This is a genomic window from Microvirga sp. 2TAF3 (assembly GCF_052114965.1).
Lineage (GTDB): Bacteria > Pseudomonadota > Alphaproteobacteria > Rhizobiales > Beijerinckiaceae > Microvirga.
The window spans coordinates 1-26,456 of sequence record NZ_JBFRFT010000014.1; the positions used below are offsets into that span (position 1 = coordinate 1).

Sequence of the window (26,456 nt, forward strand, 5' to 3'; positions counted from 1 at the left end):
CCTTTGCCAAGATCAAAGCGCGCCTGCGCAAGGCCGAGGCCCGAACGTTCGACGCGCTCTGGCGCGCCCTCGGCGACATCTGCGATTTGTTTGAGTCGCACGAGTGTTGGAACTTCCTCAGGGCTGCCGGATATGCGTCCGTTTAACCGCCCGATGCTCTAGAGCATCGTGCGGAAAAGTGGACTCGGTTTTCCGCAAAGAACGATGCGCTCATCCAACGAGAGAGCATCGGATTGATCCCAGAAGTGGAATCCACTTTTGGGTCCGATACTCTAGGAAATCGACTCGGAAATCTTCGGGGCCAACGCGTTCACGGCGCCCCCGATCAAGTTCGTACTCAGAAGATGCTCGGTCGTCAGGCTGAAACGGATGGGTTCGAGCGCTTGAGGGAGGGAGGCGATCCAGTCCTTCATGTCCTGCGCCGCCGCCACCGCATCGGACCGGCCTACGGCCTTGAAGCGTACGAGCGAGCCCGGGCGCAACTGCGCGAACCGGTCGAGATCGGCGCTGATCACAGTGGCGATCTTCGGGTAACCGCCTGCGGTCTGCCGGTCGCGCATCAGCACGATGGGCTGGCCGCTGCCCGGCACCTGGATATGGCCATCCACGATGCCGTCCGAGACGATGTTGAAACCCTTGGCATGTTCGAGAACGGGCCCCGTGAGCTGGAAGCCCATGCGGTCGGCCTGGGAGCTGATGGTGAAATCGCTCTCCAGGAATGTGCGGATGGCTTCCGGGGTGAAGTAATCGTCCTGTGGGCCGAGCATCACCCGGATCGGCTCGTCGCCTCCCGGCAGGTCGCGTGAGAGACGCATCAGGGGACCTTCCTGCGCCTCCGGCTTGCAGGGCAGGCGATCGCCTGCCTGAAGAGGCCTGCCGCTCAGGCCGCCGAGGCGGGATCTGAGATGGAAGGACAGGCTGCCGAGCTGAGGCGCGATCTCGAAACCGCCCGCGACGGCGAGATAGGCGAAGGAGCCGGTTTTGGCATGGCCGATCTCGGCCGTCTGGCCCTCCTTCAGGAGGGCGGCGGTCTGAGGAGCGACCGGTTTGCCGTCAATGCTCAAGGTGCAGCCCGCACCCGCCAGGGCCAGGCGGATATCGCCGCCCTCGTTGGTGAAAGCCCCGCCGAGATGCATGAACTCGATGGCTGCCGTTCCCGGCGGATTGCCGACGAGGACGTTCGCGACGGCGAGGGCACGCAGATCCATCGCACCGGAGGGAGAGACCCCGAAGCGCTGATAGCCGAAGCGCCCGCGATCCTGAAGGGTCGTCATCGGGCCACAGGTCTTCACCACGAGTCCGGTCATGACTTCACCCGTTCGGCCAGAGGTTCTCCGGCCAGGGCGGCGCGTTCGAGGGCCTCCCAGCGGGGGGAATCGACGGGTTCGAACACGACCTCGTCGCCTGCCGCCAGCAGAAAGGCGGGGTCGCGCTCCGGAGCGTAGCTGCGCACCGGGGTGCGGCCCAGAAGATGCCAGCCGCTCGGGCATTCGATGGATGCGACGGCGGCCTGAACGCCGCCGATGATGATCGAGCCGCTGGGAATCTTGGCCCGCGGCTGCGTCCGGCGCGGCGTTGCAAGCCGTGGATCGAGGCCGCCGAGATAGGCGAAGCCGGGCATGAAGCCGATCATGTAGATGCGATAGACGGCGCCCGCGTGAAGATCGATGACCTGCTTCGGCTCCAGCCCATGACGCTGCGCCACTTCGTCCAGATCTGCCCCGAAAGCGTCGCCATAGACGACCGGTATCTTCCATCGCTGGCCGACCGTATTGCGCGGCGCCAACGCCTCGGTCTCGGAAGCCAGAAGCTTGGTCAGGGACTCGTAATCGACCAGGGTCGGGTCGAAATGCACCAGAAGCGAGCGGTAGGTCGGCACGGTTTCCAGCACGCCCGCCGGCGCCTTGGCCCGCAGGATTTCGTCGAGCGCAAGAACCTTGCCGTTCAGGTCCGGATCGATGCTGTCTCCGAACTCCACGGACAAGGCGCTATCGCCACAAGGCAGAATTTTCGGTGCCTGCACGACAAACCCGCTGAAACATGCCGAAGTTATAAGCTGCCCCCATCTCACATCAGGGCCCGTCATTCAACGGTGTTCTGCGAATCGATAGCATGCGCGGGAAGCATGTCGGGAGAGTGGCGAAGCTCATCGTTGGGCAAGTTGGGCCCCGCAAGTTGGCCCGATGGACACCCATCTGCCGGTTGCTTCATAGTGATCCGACCTTACTTGATGCCGAACTTCATATGCGGAGCATTCCATGACCCTGAAATCCAAGACCGCCGTCGTTACGGGATCGACCAGCGGCATCGGCCTCGCCATTGCCCGGGCTCTTGCCAAGGAAGGAGCTTCCATCGTCCTCAATGGGTTCGGACCGGCGGAGGAGATCGAGAGGGAGCGCGCAGGCATCGAGAGCGAGTTCGGCGTCAAGGCCATCTATTCGCCTGCGGACATGACGAAGCCGGAAGACATCGCGGGGATGATCCGCCTCGCGGAAGAGACCTTCGGGAGCGTCGACATCCTCGTGAACAATGCGGGCATTCAATTCGTTTCGCCGATCGAGGATTTTCCCGTCGAGAAATGGAACCAGATCATCGCCATCAACCTGTCCTCCGCCTTCCACGCCATCCGTGCCGCCGTTCCGGGCATGAAGGCCCGCAAATGGGGGCGCATCATCAACACGGCATCGGCCCATTCCCTCGTCGCGTCACCCTTCAAGTCGGCCTATGTGGCTGCCAAGCACGGCATTGCAGGCCTGACCAAGACGGTGGCGCTGGAGACGGCGACCCATGGCGTTACGGTCAACTGCATCAGCCCGGGCTATGTCTGGACACCCCTGGTCGAGAAGCAGATCCCCGACACCATGAAGGCGCGGGGACTGACCAAGGAGCAGGTTATCAATGACGTCCTGCTCGAGGCGCAGCCGACCAAACAGTTCGTGACGCCCGATCAGGTGGCGGCGCTTGCCGTCTTCCTGTGCTCGGATGCGGCGAGCCAGATCACCGGCGCCAACCTCTCGATGGATGGCGGCTGGACGGCCGAGTGACCGCTGTTTCTTCTTTCGCGAAGGCTCAAGCCCTCGCGAAAGCATCCGTCGTCTCGATGAGATGGTGGGTGATGCCCGGCTCGGTGAAGGCATGGCCGGCATTGGGCACCATGATGAAGCGCGCCTCGGGCCAAGCCTTGTGCAGTTCCCAGGCCGTGGCCGGGGGCGTGGCGATATCGTAGCGGCCCTGGACGATGACGCCCGGAATGTTTTTCAGGCGATGGGCATCGCGGATGAGCTGTCCTTCCTCGAAGAACCCCTCATTCACGAAATAGTGGTTCTCGATCCGTGCGAAGGCGAGGGCATAATGGTCGTCGCCGAACTGGTCGGAGTAATCCTGGTTCGGCAGAAGGGTGATCGTTTCGCCTTCCCACAGGCTCCAGGCACTGGCGGCTGCCATCTGGACGGTGGGGTCGGGATGGATGAGGCGCTTGCGATAGGCCGCCATCAGGTCGCCACGCTCCTCGACCGGGATCGGGGCGAGGAAGCGCTCCCACTTGTCCGGGAACATCCAGGAAGCTCCTTCCTGATAGTACCAAAGGAGCTCTGAGCGACGTAGCGTAAAGATCCCCCGGAGCACGAGTTCGCTGACGCGCTCGGGATGCGTCTCCGCATAGGCCAGCGCCAGCGTGCTACCCCAGGATCCTCCGAAGACCATCCACTTCTCGGCGCCGATCATCGTCCGGAGGCGCTCGATATCGGCGACCAGATGCCAGGTCGTATTGGCCTCGAGGCTGGCATAGGGCGTCGAACGCCCGCAACCGCGCTGGTCGAACAACAGGATCTGATACTTTGCCGGATCGAAAAGCCTGCGCTGGGACGGCGAGCACCCTCCACCAGGGCCCCCATGGAGAAACACGACGGGCTTGCCCTTCGGATTGCCGCAAAGCTCCCAATACACCCGATGCCCCCCGTCGACATCGAGCCAGCCATGGTCGTAGGGTTCTATCTCGGGATAAAGGGTGCGCATGACTTTAGGCTCCAGGAATGAGTGCTTTTCATAGCCGGGCGCAAAGGCGCTGTCAGCCTACCCCAACGTTAAATTGAGCCGGCTCAGGGATGGCGGTATAACTTGTTTAAAACACTAGCGCGTCGTCCGAGTGTCATATAATTTTGCAACTTGGGAACACGGGTTGAACCCGGACCACATTGGAGGATGACATGTTGACCAAGCGCGCCAGCCTGAAGCTGGCTACGGCTTTCGCCGCTCTCATGGTCGCAGGTGCGGCGCAGGCCGCAGAGAAGCTACGGCTTCTGACCTGGGCTGATTACGCTCCGGCAGATGTCGTGCAGCAATTCACGAAAGAGACGGGCATCGAGGTCGAGATTACGCTCTCGAACAACGAAGAGATGATCTCGAAGCTGCGCGCCACGCAAGGTTCCGGCTTCGATCTCGTCCAGCCGAGCCAGGACCGCATCGCCGGCCCGCAGCAGGAATTCGGCATCTACAAGCCGCTGGACATGTCGAAGCTGAAGTCGGATCTCTTCATCGCCTCGATGCTCGAGGCGACCAAGAAGAACACGACGGTTGACGGCAAGGTCTATGGCGTCCCGCATATCTGGGGCACGGACGGCCTCGTCGTGAACACCAAAGCCGCTCCTGCCGTTGCCGATTATCCTGATCTGTGCAGCCAGGCTGTCGCCGGCAAGTCGAGCTTCCGTGCCAAGCGCCCGACGCTCATCGCCTTCGCTTTCGCCAACGGCATGGATCCCTTCGCAGCCTACAAGGACCAGAAGGAATATGCCGCGCTGATGGAGAAGGTCGGCGCCAAGCTCGCCGAGTGCAAGAAGAACGTGAAGTTCTTCTGGGATGGCAAGGACCAGCTCCTGAACGCCCTTCGTTCCGGTGAAGTCGTTGCCGCCATGGCCTGGGATACGGGTGGCTGGAAGCTGAATTCCGAGAACCCGGACATCAAGTTCATCGCGCCGAAATCGGGCGCGCTGGGCTGGGTCGATACGTTCGCGATTCCCTCCAAGGGCCGCAATGACGACGCCGCCTACAAGTGGATCAACTTCAACATGCGCCCTGAGATCGCCGCCAAGGTCGCCGCGTCCGCCGGCAACTTCACGGCCTCGAACGGTGCCGACAAGCTGATGCAGGGCAAGCTGAAGGATCAGTTCGCCGAGAGCTTCCCGAAGGCCGCAATCGACAACATCAAGTGGTATCCGGCGGTGCCTGCCGGCATCGAGGAGATCGAGGGCAAGGTGCTCGACCGCCTGAAGGCCGGTTCGTAATCTCACCCTTGGCTGATCGTCATCCCCCGGCCTCGTCCGGGGGATGACTCTTTATGTTTGCACCATCCATGTCACAATCCACCGATCTCGACCTCGTCAACGTCACCAAGCAGTTCGGCGCGCATGCGGCCGTCAACGATGTGACTTTCAGTGTCGCCCGCGGCGAGTTCTTCTCGATTCTCGGACCCTCTGGCTGCGGCAAGACCACCTTGATGCGCATGATCGCGGGGTTCGAGAACCCGACCTCCGGCGACATCCGTATTCGTGACAAGTCCATGATCGGCGTTCCGGCCAATCGCCGCCCGGTCAACATGGTGTTCCAGAGCCTCGCGCTCTTTCCCATGATGAGCGTGGGCGAGAATGTCGCCTATGGCCTGACCTGCCGCGGCGTCGGTCGCGCGGAGGCCGACGAGCGTGCCGCGCGCATGCTGGAGCGCGTCGGTCTCAAAGGTTTCGGGGAGCGCCGCGTTACGGCTTTGTCCGGAGGCCAGCGCCAGCGCGTGGCCATTGCCCGCTGTCTCGTGCTCGAGCCGACCCTTGTCCTTCTCGACGAGCCGCTGGGCGCGCTCGATCTCAAGCTGCGCGAGCATATGAAGATCGAACTGAAACAGCTCCAGGGCACCTTCAACACCACTTTCGCTTATATCACGCACGATCAATCCGAAGCGCTCGTCATGTCGGATCGGATCGCCGTAATGAATCAAGGCCGCTTCGAACAAGTGGGAAGCCCACGCGAACTTTATCACAACCCCATGACACCCTTTGTCGCGAGCTTTGTCGGCGAGACCAATCGCTGGGCAGGCGAGGGGGTATCGAGCGGGAGTGATGCAGCAAGTATCCGTCTTGCGTCCGGTACCGTCGTTCAAGGAACGGGGGCGACGTCTCCGAAATCCGCTCTCGGCTTCGTCAGACCGGAAGCGATCGCCCTGGCGCAAAGTGCCGAGAGCTTGGGGGCGCTGCCGAACCGCTTCGAGGGCCGCGTGTCCGCAGTTCTGTTCGATGGGGCGAATTCGAGCCTGCTCGTCGAAACGTCAGGCTTCGATCAGCCGGTCCGCGCCGTGCTGCCACAGGCCGGACCGCTTGCGGGGATCGAGGTCGGGGCACCGATCCATGTGGGCTGGACGGCGGATGCGATGAAGGTTTTCGCCGCATGAAATCGGCACGGAATCTCACTCTGTTTCTGCTGCTGGCCCCGGCGATCCTGTGGCTTGGCCTTCTCATCGTCCTGCCGCATGTGGAGATCCTCATTCTCTCTTTCAGCGAGAGGGTGGGCCCGCGTGTCTATGCCTTCGGCTTCGGGAATTATCTCGAGTTCTTCACCGAGCCGCTCTATTGGCGGACTTTCGCCCGCACGGCGGTGATGTCGATTCTCGTGACGGCGCTGACCCTCGTGCTTGCCTTTCCCATTGCGCTCTACATCGCCCGCGTGGCGCAAGGGCGCCTGAAGGCGATGCTTTTGTTGTTGTGTCTTCTGCCGTTCTGGGTGTCCGAACTCGTGCGGACCTTGGGCTGGATGATGCTGTTGCGGGAGACCGGCCTCATCTCCTACCTGCTCCAGATGACGGGCCTCGCAGGCCAGCCGGTCGAAATGCTCTACAATGACGGCGCCGTGATCCTCGGTTTGGTCTATGGCGGGCTTCTGTTCATGATCGTGCCGCTCGCCAATGCGCTGGAGAGCCTGGATCAGTCCGTCGTCGAGGCGGGTTACGATCTCGGTGGGAGCCGCTGGACCGTCCTTCGCCGCATCGTCATCCCCCATGCGATGCCGGGCATCGTCGCCGGTTCTATCATCGTCTTCATGCTCACAGTCGGCAATTTCGCGACGCCGGTGCTGCTCGGCGGCAAGAACGGGCTGTGGTTCACCGAGCAGATCTATGCCCAGTTCATCACGCGCTTCAACTGGCCTCAAGGCGCCGCCTTCGGCATGCTCCTCCTCGTGCTTTCCTCGGCCATCGTCTGGGCGGGCCTGCGTCTCAGCGGGCAGAGCCTCGGCACGACATTGCGGCAGGCTTGAGCCATGAACCGTCCCTCGATCGTCTGGAAACTCTACATCGCGGCGTTCTACATCTTCCTGTTCGCGCCGCTTCTGGTCGTGGCGATTTTCGCCTTCAATGCCAGCCCGTTCCCATCGCCGCCATGGAAGGGTTTTACGCTCGAATGGTTTACCGGCAACGGTGCGGTCTTCGGAAAGCCGGGCGTGCTGATGGATCCGATCTGGCTCACTAGCATCGGCAACAGCCTGAAAGTAGCGTTGCCGGTGGCACTCCTCGCCGTGCTCATCGGCACGGTGAATGCCTGGGTTCTGGAACGAGCAGAGTTTCGCGGCAAGACACTGTTCGCCATGATGATGCTCTGGCCCCTCGTCATTCCGGGGGTCATCCTTGGCATTTCGATCCTGGCCTTCTTCTCCCGCGTGGCGAATGGGCTCGAAGACGTGTTTCAGACGGATCTCGATCCGCTTCGGCCAGGGCTGCCGCTCGTCATTCTCGGACAACTCTCCTTCATTCTCACCATTGCGACGCTCATCATCGCGGCCCGCCTGCGCAAATTCGATCGTGCGCTTGAAGAAGCTGCCCTCGATCTCGGCGCCAGCCGTGCGCGCGTGCTGAGGACAGTCACTTTGCCGTTCCTGCGCCCCGCGCTTATCGGCGCGGGCCTCGTCGCGCTTCTGATGTCGTTCGAGAATTTCAACACGACCCTGATGCTCGTCGGCTCCGATCCGCCGCTGCCGATCACCATGTATGGGCAGATGCGCGAAGGCGCGACTCCGGCCATCAACGCGGTCAGCCTTATGCTGATGCTGGCCGTCGGAGGCATTGCGAGCCTGTTCGCCCTGACAGCGAAGGCTGAAAGATAAGGCGAGGGATCGCCAGCCGCCATCTCTAGCTGCGGCATGACAAGAAATTGAAGCCCGTTCCGGTTTATGAACCGGGACGGGCTTGTTTCTTATTTCCCCCAGGTCCGCTCCAGGACGTTGACCCAGTTCTCGTAGCAGAGCTTGCGCAGCGTCACTTCATCATAGCCGTGCTTGCGCATGGCCTCGACCAGTCGCGGCAGGCCGCGGGCATCGCCGATCTCGGCGGGGATCGTCGCGCCATCGAAGTCCGAGCCGAAGCCGACGCCATCGACCCCCACATGCTCGATCAGATGGTCCATGTGACGGATCATCTCGTCCAGAGACGTGTCCTCGCTGCGCTGACCGTCCGGGCGGATGAAGGAGGTGGCGAAGTTCACGCCGACCATGCCGCCGCTCTCACGGATCGCGGCGAGCTGCTTGTCGGTGAGGTTGCGCGAATGAGGGCTGATGGCGTGGACATTGGAATGCGTCGCGACGAGCGGCGCATCGCTCATCTTTGCCACATCCCAGAAGCCTTTTTCGTTCAGATGCGAGAGGTCGATCATGATCTTGAGGCGGTTGCACGCCTTGATCAGCTCGCGCCCGCGCTCGGTCAGGCCGGGGCCCGTATCGGGACTGGAGGGATAGCGGAACGGCACGCCGTGGCCGAAGATGTTGGAGCGGCTCCAGACCGGTCCGATCGAGCGCAGGCCGCTGCCATAGAGCACGTCGAGCATGTAGAGGTCCGGATCGATCCCTTCCGCGCCCTCGATGTGCAGGATCGCCGCAAGCGACCCGGTCTTCAGGCATTCACGGATATCGGCCGCTGTGCGGCAAACCTTCACTTCACCTTTCGAGGCCCGCTCGATGCGCAGGAGCAGGGCCGCCATATGGACGGTCACCTGCTGGCTCGGTGCAAGAGTGAGCGGTTCGGGGAGGGGAATGTCGTATTGCGGCTTCGTCATCAGATCGTCGATGTCGAGAGAGCCGCCTTCGGACGGAACATAGACCGCGAAGAAGCCACCCGCGAAGCCGCCTTCCTTCATCCGGGGCCAGTCGAGGTGACCGATATTGTCGCCATCGAGAAAGGCGCGCTCCGGCTCCAACTTGCCGCGCATCAGGCGAAGAAGAACGTCATTGTGACCATCGAAGATAGGCATCAGGGAGGAACGGGACATGGGTTCACGCACAGTTTGGAAAACGGATGAAGCGGTTCAGGCGGATAGGGCAGTGACAGGATCCACAGGATCCCTCGAGAAGCCTTGGCTCGCCTGAATCAGAGATTGCGTATAGCTGTTCGAGGCCTGACCCGAACGCAGGGCCGCGGCACTGGTTTCTTCGACGGCTTCGCCGTGACGCATCACCAGAAGCCGGTCGCACAGATGCGCGACGACGGCGAGATCGTGACTGACCAGAATGTAGGTCAGACCCAGTTTGCGGCGAAGCTCGTCGAGCAGGTTCAGGATTTCGGCCTGCACCGAAGCATCGAGGGCGGAGGTCGGCTCGTCGAGGAGCAGAACTTTCGGGCGCAGGATCAGCGCCCGGGCGATGGCGATGCGCTGGCGCTGCCCGCCCGAGAGCTGGTGCGGGTAGCGGAAGCGGAAGGAGGGGCCCAGGCCCACCTCGCGCAGAGCCTGCAGGATGCGCGCCTCGGCATCCTTCTCGCCGTGGATGGCGAGAGGCTCGGACAGCGTGCGGTCGACTGTGTGGCGCGGGTGGAGCGACGCATAGGGGTCCTGGAACACCATCTGCACCGTGCGGTAGAACGCCTTGTCGCGCGGATTCTTCACCTCTTTCCCATCGACGCGCACATGCCCGCCGGAGATGGGGGCGAGGCCGCAGATGGCCCGCAGGACGGTCGACTTGCCGGAGCCTGACTCGCCGACAAGTCCGTAGGACGCGCCCGTCTCCACGTGGAAACTGACGTTCTTGACCGCGTCGACGCGGAGGCGGCCCATTCCATAGACGACTTGAAGATTCTGAATATCGAGCATTGGATCTGTCACTGCGCCCAGGCAGGATCGCGGTTGAGGGTGGGGAGCGGACGAACGTCGTCCGTCAGCGTCGGCAGGCAGCGCATGAGCCCCTGCGTATAAGGGTGTTTCGCTTCCCGCAGATGCTTTGCTTCCAATTCCTCGACGATACGGCCCGCATACATCACGAGAACCCGATCGCAGAACGACGAGACCAGCTTCAGGTCATGCGAGATGAAGATGAGGCTCATGCCGCGCTCGGAGACGAGCTCGTCGAGGATGCGCAGAACCTCCATCGAAACCGTCACGTCGAGGGCGGATGTGGGCTCGTCGGCGATGAGGAGATCCGGGTCGGTGACCAGCATCATGGCAATCATGGCGCGCTGCCCCATGCCGCCCGAGACCTCGTGCGGATAGAGCGCGAAGACGCGGGCCGGATCGCGCATCTTCACCGCCTCCAGCATTGCGAGAGCCTTATCGCGAGCCTCAGCGCGGCCGGCCTTGGCATGGGCCTGATAGGCTTCGATGATCTGCTCGCCGATGGTCATGACCGGGTTCAGTGAATATTTCGGATCCTGCATCACCATGGAGATGCGTCCGCCGCGCAAGGTGCGCAGCGTCCGCTTCGAGGCGGTGAGGAGGTCGATCCCGTCGAAGGTCAGGCGCTTGGCCGTGACCTCGCCCGGCGGCGGCGTCAGGCCGAGAATGGCGCGGCCCGTCTGCGATTTTCCGGAGCCGGATTCGCCGACGATGCCAAGCCGCTCGCGGCCGAGCTGGAAGGATACGCCCCGCACCGCTTCCACGGTGCCGGTGCGCAGATGAAAGCGGACACGCAGGTCTTCTACTTCGAGAAGCGGCTTCGTCATTTCGCAGCCTTCGGATCGAGCACGTCGCGCAAGCCGTCGCCGAGTAGGTTGAAGCCAAGGCTCACCACGAAGATGGCCAATCCCGGCATGGCGGCGACCCACCATTGGTCGATGAGATAGTTCCGTCCCGTCGCGACCATCGCGCCCCATTCGGGCATGGGCGGCTGCGCGCCGAGACCGAGGAAGCCGAGGCCGGCGGCGGTGAGAATGATGCCCGCCATATCGAGGGTAACGCGCACGATGAGCGATGAAATGCACAACGGCACCACATGTCCTATGATGATGCGCGGCGTCGAAGCGCCTTGCAGCTTCACAGCGGCGATGAAATCGCTGTTGCGGATCATCAGCGTCTCGGCCCGCGCGATGCGCGCATAAGGCGGCCATGAGGTTATCGCGATGGCGATGACGGCATTCTCGATGCCGGGCCCGAGCGCCGCCACGAAGGCAAGCGCCAGAACCAGACGCGGGAAGGCGAGAAAGATGTCGGTAATGCGCATCAGCACCGTATCGACCCAGCCGCCGAGATAGCCGGCGATGGTGCCGACCATAAGTCCGATGGGCGTTGCGATGATCGACACCAGCAGGACCACGAAGAGGGTGACCCGCGAGCCGTAGATGATGCGTGAGAAGATGTCGCGTGCCTGGTCGTCCGTGCCGAGCCAGAACGTCTCGCTCGGCGGCAGGAGACGCTGCGTGCGCAGGTCGCCGCCGGCGATCGGCGAATAAGGCGCGAGAAAATCGGCGAACAGGGCCACGAGGATCAGGAGCAGCACGATACAAAGGCCGAAAACGGCTAGCGGATTCTTCGTGAACGAGCGCCAGCCGAGATAGGCGCGGCCGAGCCGCGCCTGTGAGCGGGAGCCGGGTTCGGACGAGAGAAGCCATGCCCGCAGGCTGGTGGGTTGGGAGAGAGCAGGGGAGCCGGCCATCAGCGGGTCCTCGGATCGAGCAGACGATAGAGCAGATCGGACACGAGATTGAGCAGCACAAAGACGGTGCCGATCACCAGCGTTCCGCCCAGCACCGCGTTCATGTCTGCATTCTGCAGCGAATTTGTGATGTATTGGCCGAGGCCCGGCCACGCGAACACGGTCTCGGTGAGCACGGAGCCTTCGAGCAGGTTCGCATAGGACAAGGCGATCACGGTCACCAGCGGCACAGCGGCGTTGCGAAGGGCGTGGCACCAGATGACGCGAAACTCGGACAATCCCTTCACTCGCGCCGCGATCACGTATTCCTGCGCCAATTCATTGAGCATGAAGGAGCGTGTCATGCGGCTGATATAGGCGAGCGAAAAATAGCCGAGCAGGCACGCGGGGAGGATGATGTGTGAGACCGCATCCCAGAACGCATCCCACTGGCCCTGCATTGCCGTGTCGAGCAGCACGATGTTCGTGACCGGAGTATAGAGATAGGAATAGGCCACATCGATGCGTCCCGGACCCGGAACCCAGCCGAGCTTGGCATAGAACAGCAGCAGGCTCATGAGGCCGAGCCAGAAGATCGGAATGGAGTAGCCGGCAAGGCCGATGAAACGGACGAACTGGTCGAGCAGGCTGCCGCGCTTCACGGCGGCGAGAACGCCGAGCGGAATGCCGACGAGCGTGCCGATCAGTGTGCCCAATGTCGCGAGCTCGAAGGTGGCCGGAAAGGCGTTCCTGATATCCGTCATCACCGGGTTCGTGGTGAGGACCGAATTGCCGAAATCGCCGACGACGGCTTTCTTCAAGTAGATCCAGAACTGCTCGATGAGCGGCAGGTCGAGGCCGAGTTCCTGGCGCACGCGGGCATAAACCTGCGGCGGAGCCCTGTCGCCGACAATGGCGAGCACCGGATCGATGGGCACCACGCGGCCGATGAAGAAGGTGACGGCAACCAGCCCAAGAAGGGTCGTCGCCAGCACGAGAATGAATTGAGCGGTCTTCGTAAGGTAGAAGCGGAGGGCATCGTGCCCTCCGCTTCCTTTTGCGATCGATGATGCCATTGCAGGTTTAGTTCTTCTTCGCCTGCGAGATGTCGTTGTCGCTGAAGGACGGGCCGAGGATGAAGTTGTCCACGTTCTTGCGCACGGCCGCTACTTCCGTCTGCTGCAGGAAGATCACGAACGGACCATCGTCGAGAACTGACTTCTGCAGCTCCTTGTACATCTGCGCGCGCTTCTCGCCGTCACGCTCCATCACGGCGGCGCGGGTCTTGGCGGTCAGCGGGCCCGGATCCCAGGCATTGCGCCATGCGAGCGGCTTCGCCTTGGCGCCGTCCGAGTTGTCGTCGTTCGCAGCGAAGGTATCCGCATTGGAGTTCGGGTCCTGATAGTCCGAGCCCCAGTTGCCGATATAGATATCGTGCTGGCGAGCGCGGTACTTGGTCAGGGCCTGCTTGGAGTCCATCGGCAGGATTTCGAGCTTCACGCCGGCCTGCGCGAAGGTGCTCTGCATGGCCTGGGCGACGCCCATAATCTCAGGCGTGGAGCGGGTGTCCATGGTGACCGAGAAGCCGTCCTTCAGGCCGGCCTTGGCGAGGAGTTCCTTCGCCTTAGCAACGTCGAGCTTGTAGGGGTTGTTGGTCTCGGCGCCGAGGAAGCCCTTGGGCAGGAAGTTCTGATGAACGTCGCCCTTATACTTCATGATCGTGTCGGCGATCGCCGAATAATCCACGAGGTACTTGAGTGCCTGGCGAACTTCGGGCTTCGACAGGTTCGGGTTCTTCTGGTTCAGGCCGAGATAGTAGACCGTGCCCTTCGGAGCGCTCTGGATCTGGACGTCCGCGTTCTTCGAGACGGCGGTGATCTCTTCCGGATTCAAGCTGCGCGCCACGTCGATGTCGCCTTTTTCGAGCAGAAGGCGCTGGTTCGCGGTTTCCTTGATGTGGCGATAGATCACGCGGGCAAGCGGGGTCTTCTTCTCGTAGTTCGGGTTGCGCTCGAGAACGAGAACCTCGTTTGCCTTCCAGTCGCGCATGATATACGGGCCCGAACCGGCATAATGCGTCTTCAGCCAGTTATAACCGAAATCGCCGTCCTTCTCGTTCTGCGTCAGCAGCTTCTTGTCGACGATGGAGGCGACCGAGTTGCCGAGGCAGTACAGGACCAGGGTCGGAGCGTAACCCTTGTCGACCTCGAACGTCATTTCGAGCGGGCCGGTCTGCTTGATCTTGTCCTTGACGTTGTTCTTGTCGAGGCCGAACTGGCCCAGGATGAAAGCCGGCGACTTGTCGAGGATGACGGCGCGCTGCAGCGAGTAGACCACGTCCTCGGCGGTGAGCGGGTTGCCGGAGGCGAACTTGCGGTTCGGCTTGATCTTGAAGGTATAGGTCTTGCCGTCCGGCGAGACCGTCCAGGACTCGGCGACCTGACCGGAGATCTTCGAGACGTCCTTGATGTCGTAGGTGATCAGGCGCTCATAGGTGTTGCCGTTGATCTCGGAGGCGCTCATCTCGAAGATCTCAGCGGGATCGAGCGAGATGATGTCGTCCATTTGCCAAGCCTCGACCAGCGTGTCCGGCGGCGTGGCCGCCTGGACGGCGGAGAACGAGGTTGCCATCGCGGCAGCCATGGCTGTCGACATGATGAATTTAGGTAGTCGTTTCATTGGCCAATTCCCTTACGGCGCTACGCGCGCCTGTTGTACGCAGTTATGAAAGGCAGATCGGACAGGCTCTGTCGAGTCTATCAACTGGTTTCGAACTGGTAAACGCTACGCACCATGCTTAATCGTCGGGCGGCCTGTCAATGCGGCTTGGCCTTGAGGGTTAACCTGTGGCAAAGGCTGTGGGCCTTGAAATCTGGATGAAACAAAGTGTCGGAAGAAGCCAAGAAACCCGGTGCCAATACCATGTGGGGCGGTCGGTTCTCGTCCTCGCCCAGCGCGCTCATGGAAGCCATCAATGCCTCCATCGGCTTCGACCGACGTCTGGCGTCGCAGGACATCCAGGGATCTCTCGCCCACAGCAACATGCTGGCGAAGCAGGGGATCATTTCCGAGGGCGACCGGGATGCGATCCACCAAGGCCTGCAAAGAGTTCTGGGCGAGATCGAGGCAGGTACGTTCAGTTTCTCCACGGCGCTTGAAGATATTCACATGAATGTGGAGAGCAGGCTCCGCGAGATCGTGGGCGATCCCGCAGCACGCGTTCACACGGCCCGCAGCCGCAACGATCAGGTCGCCCTCGACATCCGGCTATGGGTGCGGGATGCGCACGACCGGACGGACGAGCAGCTGACCAGGCTCATCAAGGCTCTTCTCGACAAGGCCGAGCCTCATGCCGCCACGGTCATGCCCGGTTTCACCCATCTGCAGAGCGCCCAGCCTGTGACGTTCGGTCATCACCTGATGGCCTATGTGGAGATGTTCGGTCGCGACCGCAGCCGGATCCGCGACTCCCGCAAGCGCCTGAATGAAAGTCCGCTTGGCGCGGGCGCTCTCGCGGGAACGTCCTTTCCCATCGACAGGCATATGACGGCCAAGGCGCTCGGCTTCGACGGGCCGACCCGCAACTCCCTCGATTCCGTATCGGACCGGGACAGCCTCATCGAGTTCATGTCCGCCGCCGCGATCTGCGCCATGCACCTGTCCCGTCTGGCGGAAGAGATCATCATCTGGATGTCGGCGCCCTTCGGCTTCGTGCGCCTGCCCGACCGCTGGACCACCGGCTCCAGCATGATGCCGCAGAAGCGTAATCCCGACGCGGCGGAGCTCGTGCGCGGCAAGACCGGGCGGGTCATCGGCTCCCTGGTGGCCGTGCTCACCATGATGAAGGGGCTGCCGCTCACCTATTCCAAGGATATGCAGGAGGATAAGGAGCAGCTCTTCGACACCGCCGATACGATCGAGATCGTGCTCGCGGCCATGACCGGCATGATCCAGGACCTTGAGCCCGTGCCGGAGCGCATGGCGGCCGTCGCCGGGGCCGGCTACTCCACGGCGACGGATCTCGCCGACTGGCTTGTGCGCAGCCTCAACATTCCCTTCCGGGATGCGCATCACATCACGGGGCGCATCGTCTCCGAGGCCGAGAAACGTGGCTGTACGCTGGAGGAACTCTCTCTCGATATTATGCAGGCGGTCGAGCCGCGCATCCATCAGGGGATCTATGGCGTCCTCAGCGTCGAGAACTCGGTCCGCTCGCGGACGAGCTTCGGCGGCACGTCGCCCGCCAATGTGGCCGAGCAGGTTGCTTGGTGGCGGGGCCGAGTTTGAGGCAGATTAACTTTTGAAGTGAATTTTATCAATGCCTTAGCTTGTCGGTTTGCGCCCACAAGCCAAGGTCTTGATAGGAGCGGAGTCAACCTCCATATTCCTGTCAGCGCCCGGCAACGGGTGCCTGAGTGCCGCATGAGCGGGCTCAAACCAACCGAAGTGCCTCTAACCTTGGGCTTCGAATATGTCGCGTCAGTCGCCCTTCGGGCATCCGTTCCTGTTAGGCTTCGATGAGATCGAGCAGGCGCTCGATCGGGTCGCAAAGGCCGCGGGGGATGGATACCCTCCCTATAATATCGAGCGTCTGGCGCGGACCGCGCAGGATCCCGAGCGCCTTCGAATCACCCTGGCTGTCGCCGGATTCACCCGGGATCAGCTCGAGGTGACCTTGGAGGAGAACCAGCTCGTCATCCGGGGGCGGCAGGTCGAAGATAAGGCAAGACACTTCCTGCATCGCGGTATCGCCGCCCGTCAGTTCCAGCGCGCCTTTCTCCTTGTCGACGGCATGGAGGTGCTGGGCGCTGACCTGTCCAACGGCCTGCTTTCGATCGATCTGGCCCGGCCTGAGCCGGAACGGATCATCCGCAAGATCGACATCGCCGCCCCGGACAAGGTGTGACGGCATTCGCGAAGGAGAGGTCCTGATGAACAACAATGCCAAGTTTCATGACGACGGGCCCTTGAACAAGGCTGAATTGGCCGCTCTCGGCGAGGGCCAGATGGCCTATGTGAAGCCCCTGTTGTCCGACGACATCGCCCGTCTTTTCCCGCAGGCGCCGGAGATCAAGCCCGGTCTGCGGCTTTTCGCCCTTCTGTCCGCCAGCGGCGAACCGATCGTGCTGACCGATTCCCACGATGCGGCGGTAGCCAATGCCTGGGCGCATGATCTCGAGACGGTGAGCCTTCATTAAGGCTCACCCTGCTTCCCTCGACTGATCGCTTCGATCGCGCCGATCAGGCGCTCCAGGTCTTCGGGCCGGGACAGGCGATGGTCGCCGTCCTTGATCAACGTCAAGGAGGCGCTGTCGCCCGGCAGGTGCTCCACAAGCTGAAGCGCGTGGCTCCACGGCACGTCCGGATCCTCCATCCCCTGCAGGATATGGACCGGGCAGCCGGTCTGGATCGGCGCGCCGAAGAGCAGGTGGCGCCGGCCATCCTCGATCAGCCTCTTCGTGATGGGGTAGGGATCGGGGGAATAGGTCGAGGGGCGGTGATAGACGCCGCTCTCCTCGATGGCGCGCTTGATGTCCTCGGGAAAACGGTCCCACATCAATCGTTCCGTGAAATCGACGGCAGGCGCGATGAGGATGAGCCCGAGAGGGGCGCGGTCGGGGCTCGTCTGCAGAAGATGCCGCGCGACGAGGAGCGCGATCCATCCTCCCATGGACGAGCCGACGAGAATGGGGCGGCTCGTCACGTGGCTCTCGATCACGGAAAGGCTGTCGTCCAGCCATTGCGAGATGGTGCCATCCTCGAAGGCGCCACCGGATTCGCCATGGCCGCTGTAATCGAACCTGAGAAAGGCGCGTCCGGCCTTTTCGGCCCAGGCATCCAGCGCTTCCGCCTTGGTGGAGCGCATGTCGGACTTGAACCCTCCGAGCCAGATGACCGGCGGACCTTTGCCCTCGCGGGAGAGAACGGCGATGTGACGCGCGTCTGGGGCCTGACCAAGGGCGACGGGTTGCGGCATGGTTAACTGATCCTCAACTGCTTTACAGCAACGTAAAGAAACGATTCTCGGACAGGGCTCTTACATCGGTGAGTTTTTCAAAGCGACCCAGCGGGGGAGCGCCGTTTCCTTCATCCAGCGTCCATCCGCTGGCGGGTCGGACCATCCTTCAGATCATTCCGGAACTCGAGGCCGGCGGCGCCGAGCGTACGGCGGTCGACGTGGCCGAAGGCCTTGCCCATGTCGGCGCCCGCGCTCTCGTGGCGACGGGGGGCGGCCGGTTGGTCGGCGAGCTTCAGGCCAAGGGAGGCATCTGGCTTCCTTTCCCGGCCGCGACGAAAAACCCTTTCTCCATGCTCCTCAATGTGAGGCGCCTCGCCAAGATCTGCCATCATGAACGGGTGGCTCTCGTCCATGCCCGCTCGCGCGCGCCGGCCTGGGTGGCGTTGGGCTCGGCGCGATCTCTCAATATTCCGTTCGTGACGACGTATCACGGCAGTTATTCCGGGCGCTCGTCGGTGAAGGTGCTCTACAACTCGGTCATGGCCCGGGGCGATGCGGTGATCGCCAACTCCGAATATACAGGCGATCTCATTCGCTCTCTCTATCCGCAGGCGACGGACCGGATTCGGGTGATCCACCGAGGCACCGATTTCTCGACATTCTCGCCTTCAGCCGTGTCGCCGGAACGGGTCGAGAGCCTGAGAAAGGCCTGGAACGTGGCGCCCCATGAACGGGTCGTTCTTCTGGCCGCGCGCCTCACGGGCTGGAAGGGGCAGAAGGTTCTGATCGAGGCTGCGGCCAAGCTGCGCGACAATGGCATCGCCGATGTCGCTTATATCCTCGCCGGCGACCCGCAGGGCCGGGATTCCTATGTGAAGGAGCTCGATAATCTGATCGAAGCGCGCAAACTGCAAGGCATCGTCCGCCGTGTCGGCCATTGCACCGACATGCCGGCGGCCTTCCTGGCGGCTTCGGTCGTGACCGTGCCTTCCACCGAACCGGAGGCTTTCGGCCGCTCGGCGGTGGAAGCCCAGGCCATGGGGACGCCGGTGGTCGTGTCCGATCTCGGCGCCGTGCCGGAGACGGTGCTCGCTCCGCCGGCCGTCCTGCCTTATGAGCGGACGGGCTGGCGGATCGCGCCCGGCGATGCCGATGCGCTGGCGGAGGCAGTCGGCGCGGCCTTGTCCCTCGGGGCGAGCGCCAGGGTCGCGCTCGGAGCCCGGGCGAGGGCCCATGTGGAACGCCACTTTTCGCTCGAGCGCATGGTATCGAGCACGCTTGATGTTTATTCTGCCTTGCTGGAAGGACATTTCCCGCGCAGAACAAGTTGACTTCCCGCGCGTTTGCGCGAAATGTCGAAACATTCGTGGTACCGTTACGGAGTCGGGGAGGGCTGAAAGTCCTATGGCTTCGGTCGGGCCACATAACAGGAGATACGAGCCATTCGCAGACCAATGAGACCTATGCCGGTGCCGCAAAAGGACGGACCGCGCGCCAACCGGGACATTCGCGGCGTTCGCGAAGTGCAGCTGATCGACGATACCGGCCAGAATCGCGGCGTCATGGCATTCTTCGATGCCTTGCGCATCGCCGAGGATGCAGGCCTCGACCTTGTCGAGATCGCGCCGAATTCAGCCCCACCCGTCTGCAAAATCCTCGATTACGGCAAATACCGCTTCCTTGAACAGAAGAAGGCCGCCGAGGCCCGCAAGAAGCAGAAGACTGTCGAAGTCAAGGAAATCAAGCTTCGCCCGGGCATCGACGATCACGACTACGACGTCAAGATGAAGGCCATGAAGGGCTTCTTCGAGGAAGGCAACAAGGTCAAGATCACCCTGCGCTTCCGCGGCCGCGAGATGGCCCACCAGGATCTCGGCCTGAAGGTTCTCGATCGCGTCAAGGCCGATGTGGGCGAAATCGCCAAGGTCGAGATGGAGCCGAACTTCGAGGGTCGTCAGGTCGTTATGGTGCTGGCACCCCGTTAAGGCTTAAGGTCTTTCGAGGCGGAAAGTCTCAATCCATCGCATTCCTGGCCGTCGGGATCCCGGCGGCCATTGCTTTTTCTGCGACCCTCTGCCATAAGCCGCCCTTCATCGAACCGCCCGGCTGATTAGGGCTGCCGTGGCGGTTCGTTTTTGCTCAGTGCAGCAATGAAAAGGCCAAGAGGCGGTCCGCCGCATCGAGGCTTGTCCAAAGGAGAGCCAAATGCCCAAGCTGAAGACGAAATCGGGCGCGAAAAAGCGCTTCAAGATCACCGGGACCGGCAAGGTCGTTTACGCCCAGTCCGGCAAGCGCCACGGCATGATCAAGCGGACCAACAAGCAGATCCGCAACCTGCGCGGCACCACCACCCTGTTCGCGGGTGATGCTTACAACGTGAAGAAGTACTTCCTGCCTAACGGCTAAGGCGGTCTCTCACATCCCGGATTTTGAAGGAGTTTTTCCATGGCCCGCGTCAAACGGGGCGTTACCGCCCACGCCAAGCACAAGAAGGTTCTGAAGGCCGCCAAGGGTTTCTACGGCCGCCGCAAGAACACCATCCGCATCGCCAAGCAGGCGGTCGAGAAGAGCATGCAATATGCTTATCGCGACCGTAAGAACAAGAAGCGCACGTTCCGCGCTCTCTGGATCCAGCGTCTCAACGCGGCGGTCCGCGAGCATGGCTTGACCTATTCCCGATTTATCGACGGTCTCGGCAAGGCTGGGATCGAGGTCGATCGCAAGGTTCTGTCCGAAATGGCCATCCACGAGCCGGCGGCCTTCGCCGCTTACGTGGAGCGCGCCAAGGCTTCGCTGCCGCAGCAGCAGGCCGCTTAAGCGACAACCTGGCTCCGGCGCGGCTGAAAATGTCAGCCGCGCCGCCTATATCCCGCCTCCGAGACCATCCGCACCGACGCCTTTGGGCTGTCGAAACGTCATTTTGCGGCTCGGACGGCTTGACGGTTCCCGCGCCGCGCATCACTCAAGCGCTTGCATTCTGGCAAGGGACCGATGACCGATCTCAACCAACTTGAACGCGACCTGCTTTCCCAGGTCGAAGCCGCTGGCGACGAAGCTTCCGTCGAGGCCGTGCGCGTGGCTGCGCTCGGCAAGAAGGGCTCCGTTTCCGAACTGCTGAAGACCCTCGGCGCCATGACGCAGGAGGAGCGCAAGGAGCGGGGCCCTCTCATTAATGGCCTGCGCGACAAGGTGCAGGGTGCGATTCTTGCCCGGAAGGAAACGCTCGCCGAATCCGCCCTCGATGCCCGCCTCGCTGCCGAGCGCGTCGACGTGACCCTGCCCGTGCAGGAGGGGCCGGAGACCCGAGGCCGCATTCACCCCATCAGCCAGGTGATCGAGGAACTGACGGCGATCTTCGCCGATATGGGCTTCTCGGTGGCCGAGGGGCCGGATATCGAGACCGACTACCTCAACTTCACGGCGCTGAACTTCCCCGAGGGGCATCCGGCCCGCGAGATGCACGACACCTTCTTCCTCGCCGCCGACGAGAAGGGCGAGCGCAAGGTGCTGCGCACGCATACCTCGCCGGTACAGATCCGCACCATGAAGTCGCAGCAGCCGCCGATCCGGGTCATCATCCCGGGCCGGACCTATCGCCACGACTCGGACCAGACCCACACGCCGATGTTCCACCAGGTGGAAGGCCTCGTCATCGATAGCGAGGCCAATATCGCGCATATGAAGTGGGTGCTGGAGGAGTTCTGCAAGGCGTTCTTCGAGGTCGATCAGGTGAAGATGCGGTTCCGCCCGTCCTTCTTCCCGTTCACCGAACCGTCTGCCGAGGTCGATATCCAGTGTTCCCGCAAGGGCGGCGAAATCCGCTTCGGCGAGGGCGAGGATTGGCTCGAAATCCTCGGCTGCGGCATGGTCCACCCGAATGTGCTGCGCAATTGCGGCCTCGATCCCGACAAGGTCCAGGGCTTCGCCTGGGGCATGGGAATCGACCGCATCGCCATGCTGAAATACGGCATGCCCGACCTGCGCCCCTTCTTCGACGCGGATGTGCGCTGGCTGAACCATTACGGCTTCCGCCCGCTCGACATTCCGTCCCTCGTCAGCGGCCTGACGGCGTAAAGGAGAGAAGAAAATGAAATTCACCCTCTCCTGGTTAAAAGACCACCTCGACACCCCGGCTTCCCTCGACGAGATCGTGGAAACGCTCACCCGTATCGGCCTCGAGGTCGAGGGTGTGGAGGACAAGGCGAAGACGCTGGCGCCCTACAGGATCGCCCACGTCGTTTCCGCTGAGCAGCACCCCAATGCCGACCGCCTGCGCGTCTGCGTGGTCGATACGGGCGAGGGGGCGCCGATCCAGGTCGTCTGCGGCGCGCCCAATGCCCGCGCGGGCATGAAGAGCGTCTTCGCGCCGCCCGGCACCTACATCCCGGGCAAGAACATCACGCTCGGCGTGGGCACGATTCGCGGCGTCGAGAGCCGGGGCATGCTGTGCTCGGCGGCGGAGCTCGAAATCTCCGACGATCACGACGGCATCATCGACCTGCCTGCGGATGCACCCGTGGGCCAGGCTTACGCGGCCTATGCCGGGCTCGACGATCCGGTGATCGAGATCAACCTGACGCCGAACCGGCCCGACTGCACCTCGGTCCACGGCATCGCCCGCGATCTCGCAGCAGCGGGCCTCGGGACGCTGAAGGGAGATGCGGTGCCGCCGGTCGCGGCCAAGGGCGCCAGCCCGGTCTCGGTAAAGCTGGATTTCGCTTCCGGCGACGAGAAACTCTGCCCGGTCTTCGCCCTTCGCCTCGTGCGCGGCGTCAAGAATGGTCCTTCGCCCGAATGGATGCAGCGCCGGCTCCTCTCCATCGGCCTGCGCCCGATCAACGCGCTCGTGGACATCACCAACTACGTGACCTTCGACCGGGGGCGTCCGCTTCACGTGTTCGACGCCAAGAAGGTGAAGGGCAACCTCACCATCCGCCGCGCCAAGGACGGTGAGGAGGTGCTGGCTCTGGACGGACGCACCTACAAGCTCGATCACGGCACGGTGGTCATCGCCGACGAGAACGGCGTCGAATCCATCGCCGGCATCATGGGCGGCGAGCATTCGGGCGTCGACGAGAACACCACCGACGTGCTGATCGAATCCGCGCTCTGGGATCCGCTCAACATCGCGCAATCCGGCCGCAAGCTCGGCATCATCACCGATGCCCGCTATCGCTTCGAGCGCGGCATCGATCCGGCGTTCACCCTGCCGGGGCTGGACTTCGCCAGCACGATGGTCATGGACCTCTGCGGCGGCGAGGTGAGCGAGGCCGTCGTGGCAGGCAAGGTCCCGGAAGATGATCGTGTCATCGCCTTTCCCTGGTCGGAAGTGCCGCGTCTGTCCGGCCTTGAGATCGAGCCCTCCGAATCCCGAGGGATTCTGGAGAGGCTCGGCTTCCGGATCGAAGGGACCGGCGAGAAGGTGAATGTCAGGCCGCCGTCCTGGCGTCCCGATATCGAAGGCAAAGCCGATCTGGTCGAGGAAGTCATTCGCATCGCGGGCATCGACCGAATTCTGCCCAAGCCCCTGCCGCGCCTCGAGGCGACGGTTGCCAAGCCGATCCTGACCCTGATCCAGAAGCGCACGCGCCTCGCCCGGCGCTCGCTCGGGGTGCGCGGGCTGGTGGAGGCCGTGACCTGGTCCTTCATCGCGAAGCGCGAAGCGGAATTGTTCGGCGGCGGCGGCGAGCGCCTGGCTCTGGCCAATCCCATCGCGTCCGATCTCTCGGACATGCGCCCGAGCCTGCTTCCCGGCCTGTTGAAGGCCGCGCAGCGCAATGCGGATCGCGGCTTCGGCGACGTGGCCCTGTTCGAGGTCGGCCAGACCTTCGCCTCGGACGAGCCGGAAGGGCAGGCCATCAAGGCTGCCGCCGTGCGGCGCGGAACGGCGCGGGCCGAGGGTGTCGGGCGGCACTGGAATGGAGGCGCGCAATCCGTCGATGTTTTCGACGCCAAGGCCGATGCCCTCTCGCTTCTCGCTTCGCTCGGCATCCAGGCCGGTGGCCTCCAGGTCGTTCCCGGCGGTCCTTCCTGGCTCCATCCGGGGCGCTCGGGAACCCTGCAGTTCGGGCCGAGGAACGTGGTTGGCGCGTTCGGTGAAATCCACCCGAAGGTGCTGAAGGCGCTCGACCTGAAGGGACCGCTGGTCGCCTTCGAGGTCAATCTCGATGCGCTGCCGCCGCCGAAGGCGAAGCCGACCAAGATGAAGCCGAAGCTGACCCTGCCCGACTTCCAGCCCATCAGTCGGGATTTCGCCTTCGTGGTCGGTCGCGACGTGGCCGCCGGCGACATCGTCAAGGCGGCGCAGGGAGCCGAACGTCAGCTGATCGTGGGTGTCGACGTGTTCGACATCTACGAGGGCACCGGCATCGACCCGGACAAGAAGTCCGTCGCCATCGCCGTCACTCTCCAGCCGACGGAAAAGACGCTGACCGATACCGAGATCGAGGCCGTGTCGGCCAAGATCGTCGGCGAGGTCGCCAAGAAGACCGGCGCGGTGTTGCGGGGGTAAAACGACGCTCAACCCTCCCCCTCTGCGGGGGAGGGTGGCGAGCGGAGCGAGCCGGGAGAGGTGGCGTCGATCATCGAGCATCTCCCCTCTCCCGACCCTCTTCCGCTGCGGGGAGAGGGCTATCGGGCACTACGTCCGCTCAACCGATTGCTCTCATCCCACCCATACCGAACCGTATCGAACCGCATCCCCCGCGCGTCGACCATCAGCAAACGGCCGACGAGGCTTTCGCCGAAGCCGACGATTTCGCGGATCACCTCCATCGCCATGAGGCTGCCCACCACGCCGGCCAGCGCGCCGAGAATGCCGGCTTCCGCGCAGGTCGGGATCGTGCCCGGCGGAGGTGGGGAGGGGAACAGGCAGCGATAGGTCGGGTTCGGCCGGCCGTCCGGCCCGGTTTCGTGAGCCCTGATCGTGGTCAGCGATCCGTCGAACTGTCCGAGTGCTGCCGTAACGAGAGGCTTCTTCTCGAAAAAGCAGGCATCCGAGACCGCGTAACGGGTCTCGAAATTGTCAGATCCGTCGGCCACGAGATCGTAACCCCGGACGAGGGCTCTCGCATTTTCCTGCGTCAGCCTGACGGCATGAGTCTCGACCGTGACGTGGGGATTGAGTCGCCGCACGGCCTCCGCCGCGCTCCTGACCTTGGGTGAGCCGATATCGGGGGTGCCGTGGATCACCTGCCGCTGCAGGTTGGACAGGGACACCGCATCGTCATCCACAAGGCCGATCGTGCCGATGCCCGCGGCTGCGAGATACTGGATCAGCGGCGCACCCAACCCCCCGGCGCCGATAACCAGCACGCGGGCCGCCTTAATTTTCAGCTGTCCGGGGCCGCCCACATCGCGGAGCACGAGGTGGCGGGCATAGCGGTCGATCTCGTCGGGCGTCAGAGGCATGGCTGCGACCTTATCGCCATCCTCCAAGCTATCAACCATTCCTTGTAGGAAATAACATGCACTGCTTGACAGGGTGCTTGGCGGCATGGCCCTTCCCGTGCCATCGTCAACAGGCAACCGGGTAACAACCGGAGTGACACAGGGAACTTTGCCGATGAAAGCAACCAAATTCGGCCTCGCTCTTGCGGGCCTCGCTCTTTCCGCCACGGCGGCCTTCGCACAGGATGCGTTCAAGCCCGCCATCGTCTACGATCTCGGCGGCAAGTTCGATAAGTCCTTCAACGAGGGCGTCCATATGGGCGCGGATAAGTACAAGAAGGACACGGGCACCGATTATCGTGATTTCGAGCCGCAGAACGACGCACAGCGCGAGCAGGCTCTCCGCCGCTTCGCCCGCGACGGTTTTTCGCCGATCGTGGCGGTGGGCTTCAGCCAGGAATCGGCCCTGAAGAAGGTTGCCGAGGAATTCCCCAAGACGAAATTCGCCATCATCGACGCGGTCGTCGAGAAGCCGAATGTGGAATCCATCGTGTTCAAGGAGCATGAAGGCTCGTTCCTGGTCGGCCTTCTGGCTGCCCAGGCCTCCAAGACCGGCAAGGTCGGCTTCGTCGGCGGCATGGATATCCCGCTGATCCGCAAATTCGCCTGCGGCTATGTCCAGGGCGTCAAATACGCCAAGAAGGATGCCGAGGTGTTCCAGAACATGACCGGCACCACGGGCGCGGCCTGGGCCGACCCGGTGAAGGGCGGCGAGCTCGCCAAGAGCCAGATCGACCGCGGCGCCGACGTAGTCTATCACGCGGCCGGCGGCACCGGCATCGGCGTCATGCGCGCCACGGCGGATGCGGGCAAGCTCGGTATCGGCGTCGACTCGAACCAGAACGGCCTGCATCCCGGCAAGATCCTGACCTCGATGGTCAAGCGCGTTGATGTCGCCACCTACAACGTGTTCGATCAGGCCAAGAAGAACACCTTCAAGGCCGGCCTCGCCGTGCTCGGCCTCAAGGAAGACGGCGTGGCCTGGGCGCTGGACGACAACAACAAGTCGCTCATCACCCCGGAGATGAAGGCCGCCGCCGACAAGGCCGCGGAAGGCATCAAGTCCGGCGCCATCAAGGTGCACGACTACATGTCGGACTCGAAGTGCCCGATGTGACAAGCCGCTAGTGCATCGTGCGGAAAAGTGGACCCAGTTTTCCGCACAAACGATGCTCTGGACTTCTCA

At 62.9% G+C, this 26,456-nt stretch carries 26 protein-coding genes; 15 read left to right on the forward strand and 11 right to left on the reverse strand.

All coding sequences use genetic code 11. From position 1 onward, the window contains the following. Window positions 1–272: 272 nt before the first annotated feature. Both AB4Y97_RS14195 and pxpB read right to left on the reverse strand, forming a co-directional pair. On the reverse strand, window positions 273–1,307 hold the full coding sequence (locus tag AB4Y97_RS14195; protein ID WP_441999700.1) for a biotin-dependent carboxyltransferase family protein: 1,035 nt from the start codon (window positions 1,305–1,307) through the stop codon (window positions 273–275). Then, complete coding sequence (gene pxpB, locus AB4Y97_RS14200; protein WP_441999701.1) at window positions 1,304–2,023, reverse strand: 5-oxoprolinase subunit PxpB; 720 nt, start codon at window positions 2,021–2,023, stop codon at window positions 1,304–1,306. Before pxpB ends, AB4Y97_RS14195 begins: the two co-directional genes overlap by 4 nt. Before the next feature lie 235 nt (window positions 2,024–2,258). Between pxpB and AB4Y97_RS14205 the strand changes: the two genes are divergently transcribed. Continuing rightward, window positions 2,259–3,044: a 3-hydroxybutyrate dehydrogenase gene (locus AB4Y97_RS14205; protein ID WP_441999702.1), complete on the forward strand. Its 786-nt coding sequence runs from the start codon at window positions 2,259–2,261 to the stop codon at window positions 3,042–3,044. Between the two features lie 25 nt (window positions 3,045–3,069). Here the strand turns inward: AB4Y97_RS14205 and pip are convergent, their stop codons facing one another. Beyond that, window positions 3,070–4,014, reverse strand: coding sequence for a prolyl aminopeptidase (pip, locus tag AB4Y97_RS14210; protein WP_441999703.1), 945 nt, complete (start codon window positions 4,012–4,014; stop codon window positions 3,070–3,072). Window positions 4,015–4,205: 191 nt separating this feature from the next. On the opposite strand from pip, the gene AB4Y97_RS14215 reads away from it, so the two are divergent. The 4 genes from AB4Y97_RS14215 to AB4Y97_RS14230 are packed head-to-tail and all read left to right on the forward strand — an operon-like array spanning window position 4,206 to window position 8,136. Then, complete coding sequence (locus AB4Y97_RS14215) at window positions 4,206–5,279, forward strand: extracellular solute-binding protein (protein ID WP_441999704.1); 1,074 nt, start codon at window positions 4,206–4,208, stop codon at window positions 5,277–5,279. 53 nt (window positions 5,280–5,332) lie between these two features. Then, entirely contained in the window at window positions 5,333–6,433 is a 1,101-nt protein-coding gene (locus tag AB4Y97_RS14220; protein WP_441999705.1) for an ABC transporter ATP-binding protein, read from the forward strand. Then, the gene (locus tag AB4Y97_RS14225) at window positions 6,430–7,293 is read left to right on the forward strand and encodes an ABC transporter permease (RefSeq protein ID WP_441999706.1); all 864 of its coding nucleotides are present in this window, start codon (window positions 6,430–6,432) and stop codon (window positions 7,291–7,293) included. The genes AB4Y97_RS14220 and AB4Y97_RS14225 overlap by 4 nt, the downstream gene beginning before the upstream one ends. Window positions 7,294–7,296: 3 nt before the next feature. Next, complete coding sequence (locus tag AB4Y97_RS14230; protein ID WP_441999707.1) at window positions 7,297–8,136, forward strand: ABC transporter permease; 840 nt, start codon at window positions 7,297–7,299, stop codon at window positions 8,134–8,136. An 89-nt stretch (window positions 8,137–8,225) separates the two neighbouring features. On the opposite strand, the gene AB4Y97_RS14235 is transcribed toward AB4Y97_RS14230, so the two are convergent. The 6 genes from AB4Y97_RS14235 to AB4Y97_RS14260 are packed head-to-tail and all read right to left on the reverse strand — an operon-like array spanning window position 8,226 to window position 14,541. Next, window positions 8,226–9,293 carry a dipeptidase gene (locus AB4Y97_RS14235; protein ID WP_441999708.1) on the reverse strand — a complete coding sequence of 356 codons (1,068 nt, stop codon included), beginning with the start codon at window positions 9,291–9,293 and terminating at the stop codon, window positions 8,226–8,228. A gap of 36 nt (window positions 9,294–9,329) precedes the next feature. Beyond that, a complete protein-coding gene (locus tag AB4Y97_RS14240) occupies window positions 9,330–10,109 on the reverse strand; it encodes an ABC transporter ATP-binding protein (protein WP_441999709.1) in 780 nt (259 codons plus the stop codon). An 8-nt stretch (window positions 10,110–10,117) separates the two neighbouring features. Next, window positions 10,118–10,954 carry an ABC transporter ATP-binding protein gene (locus AB4Y97_RS14245; protein ID WP_441999710.1) on the reverse strand — a complete coding sequence of 279 codons (837 nt, stop codon included), beginning with the start codon at window positions 10,952–10,954 and terminating at the stop codon, window positions 10,118–10,120. Further along, window positions 10,951–11,883 carry an ABC transporter permease gene (locus AB4Y97_RS14250; RefSeq protein ID WP_441999711.1) on the reverse strand — a complete coding sequence of 311 codons (933 nt, stop codon included), beginning with the start codon at window positions 11,881–11,883 and terminating at the stop codon, window positions 10,951–10,953. The genes AB4Y97_RS14245 and AB4Y97_RS14250 overlap by 4 nt, the downstream gene beginning before the upstream one ends. Next, window positions 11,883–12,938 carry an ABC transporter permease gene (locus AB4Y97_RS14255; RefSeq protein ID WP_441999712.1) on the reverse strand — a complete coding sequence of 352 codons (1,056 nt, stop codon included), beginning with the start codon at window positions 12,936–12,938 and terminating at the stop codon, window positions 11,883–11,885. The genes AB4Y97_RS14250 and AB4Y97_RS14255 overlap by 1 nt, the downstream gene beginning before the upstream one ends. Before the next feature lie 7 nt (window positions 12,939–12,945). Then, the gene (locus AB4Y97_RS14260; protein ID WP_441999713.1) at window positions 12,946–14,541 is read right to left on the reverse strand and encodes an ABC transporter substrate-binding protein; all 1,596 of its coding nucleotides are present in this window, start codon (window positions 14,539–14,541) and stop codon (window positions 12,946–12,948) included. Window positions 14,542–14,748: 207 nt separating this feature from the next. Between AB4Y97_RS14260 and argH the strand changes: the two genes are divergently transcribed. The 3 genes from argH to AB4Y97_RS14275 all read left to right on the forward strand — a co-directional run bounded on the left by argH (window position 14,749) and on the right by AB4Y97_RS14275 (window position 17,060). Beyond that, window positions 14,749–16,149 (forward strand): argininosuccinate lyase, encoded by a 1,401-nt coding sequence (gene argH, locus AB4Y97_RS14265; protein ID WP_441999714.1) that lies wholly within the window; start codon window positions 14,749–14,751, stop codon window positions 16,147–16,149. A gap of 184 nt (window positions 16,150–16,333) precedes the next feature. Continuing rightward, window positions 16,334–16,768 carry an Hsp20 family protein gene (locus AB4Y97_RS14270; protein ID WP_441999715.1) on the forward strand — a complete coding sequence of 145 codons (435 nt, stop codon included), beginning with the start codon at window positions 16,334–16,336 and terminating at the stop codon, window positions 16,766–16,768. 25 nt (window positions 16,769–16,793) lie between these two features. Further along, window positions 16,794–17,060: a DUF1150 family protein gene (locus AB4Y97_RS14275; protein WP_441999716.1), complete on the forward strand. Its 267-nt coding sequence runs from the start codon at window positions 16,794–16,796 to the stop codon at window positions 17,058–17,060. On the opposite strand, the gene AB4Y97_RS14280 is transcribed toward AB4Y97_RS14275, so the two are convergent. Continuing rightward, window positions 17,057–17,839, reverse strand: a complete 783-nt coding sequence (locus AB4Y97_RS14280) for an alpha/beta hydrolase (protein WP_441999717.1) — start codon at window positions 17,837–17,839, stop codon at window positions 17,057–17,059. The genes AB4Y97_RS14275 and AB4Y97_RS14280 overlap by 4 nt on opposite strands. Window positions 17,840–17,907: 68 nt before the next feature. Here AB4Y97_RS14280 and AB4Y97_RS14285 point away from each other — a divergent pair, with 68 nt between their 5' ends. From AB4Y97_RS14285 to pheT, 6 genes are all read left to right on the forward strand, one after another. Next, entirely contained in the window at window positions 17,908–19,152 is a 1,245-nt protein-coding gene (locus AB4Y97_RS14285) for a glycosyltransferase family 4 protein (RefSeq protein WP_441999718.1), read from the forward strand. A gap of 132 nt (window positions 19,153–19,284) precedes the next feature. Beyond that, on the forward strand, window positions 19,285–19,806 hold the full coding sequence (infC, locus tag AB4Y97_RS14290) for a translation initiation factor IF-3 (RefSeq protein ID WP_441999719.1): 522 nt from the start codon (window positions 19,285–19,287) through the stop codon (window positions 19,804–19,806). A gap of 220 nt (window positions 19,807–20,026) precedes the next feature. Further along, window positions 20,027–20,227, forward strand: a complete 201-nt coding sequence (gene rpmI, locus AB4Y97_RS14295; RefSeq protein ID WP_152587093.1) for a 50S ribosomal protein L35 — start codon at window positions 20,027–20,029, stop codon at window positions 20,225–20,227. 39 nt (window positions 20,228–20,266) lie between these two features. Then, entirely contained in the window at window positions 20,267–20,638 is a 372-nt protein-coding gene (gene rplT, locus AB4Y97_RS14300; RefSeq protein ID WP_152587092.1) for a 50S ribosomal protein L20, read from the forward strand. Window positions 20,639–20,812: 174 nt separating this feature from the next. Further along, the gene (gene pheS, locus AB4Y97_RS14305) at window positions 20,813–21,895 is read left to right on the forward strand and encodes a phenylalanine--tRNA ligase subunit alpha (protein ID WP_441999720.1); all 1,083 of its coding nucleotides are present in this window, start codon (window positions 20,813–20,815) and stop codon (window positions 21,893–21,895) included. Between the two features lie 13 nt (window positions 21,896–21,908). After that, entirely contained in the window at window positions 21,909–24,332 is a 2,424-nt protein-coding gene (gene pheT / locus AB4Y97_RS14310) for a phenylalanine--tRNA ligase subunit beta (protein ID WP_441999721.1), read from the forward strand. Between the two features lie 119 nt (window positions 24,333–24,451). Here the strand turns inward: pheT and AB4Y97_RS14315 are convergent, their stop codons facing one another. Further along, window positions 24,452–25,231, reverse strand: coding sequence for a HesA/MoeB/ThiF family protein (locus tag AB4Y97_RS14315; protein ID WP_441999722.1), 780 nt, complete (start codon window positions 25,229–25,231; stop codon window positions 24,452–24,454). 154 nt (window positions 25,232–25,385) lie between these two features. On the opposite strand from AB4Y97_RS14315, the gene AB4Y97_RS14320 reads away from it, so the two are divergent. After that, a complete protein-coding gene (locus AB4Y97_RS14320) occupies window positions 25,386–26,387 on the forward strand; it encodes a BMP family lipoprotein (protein ID WP_441999723.1) in 1,002 nt (333 codons plus the stop codon). The last annotated feature ends 69 nt before the right edge of the window (window positions 26,388–26,456 follow it).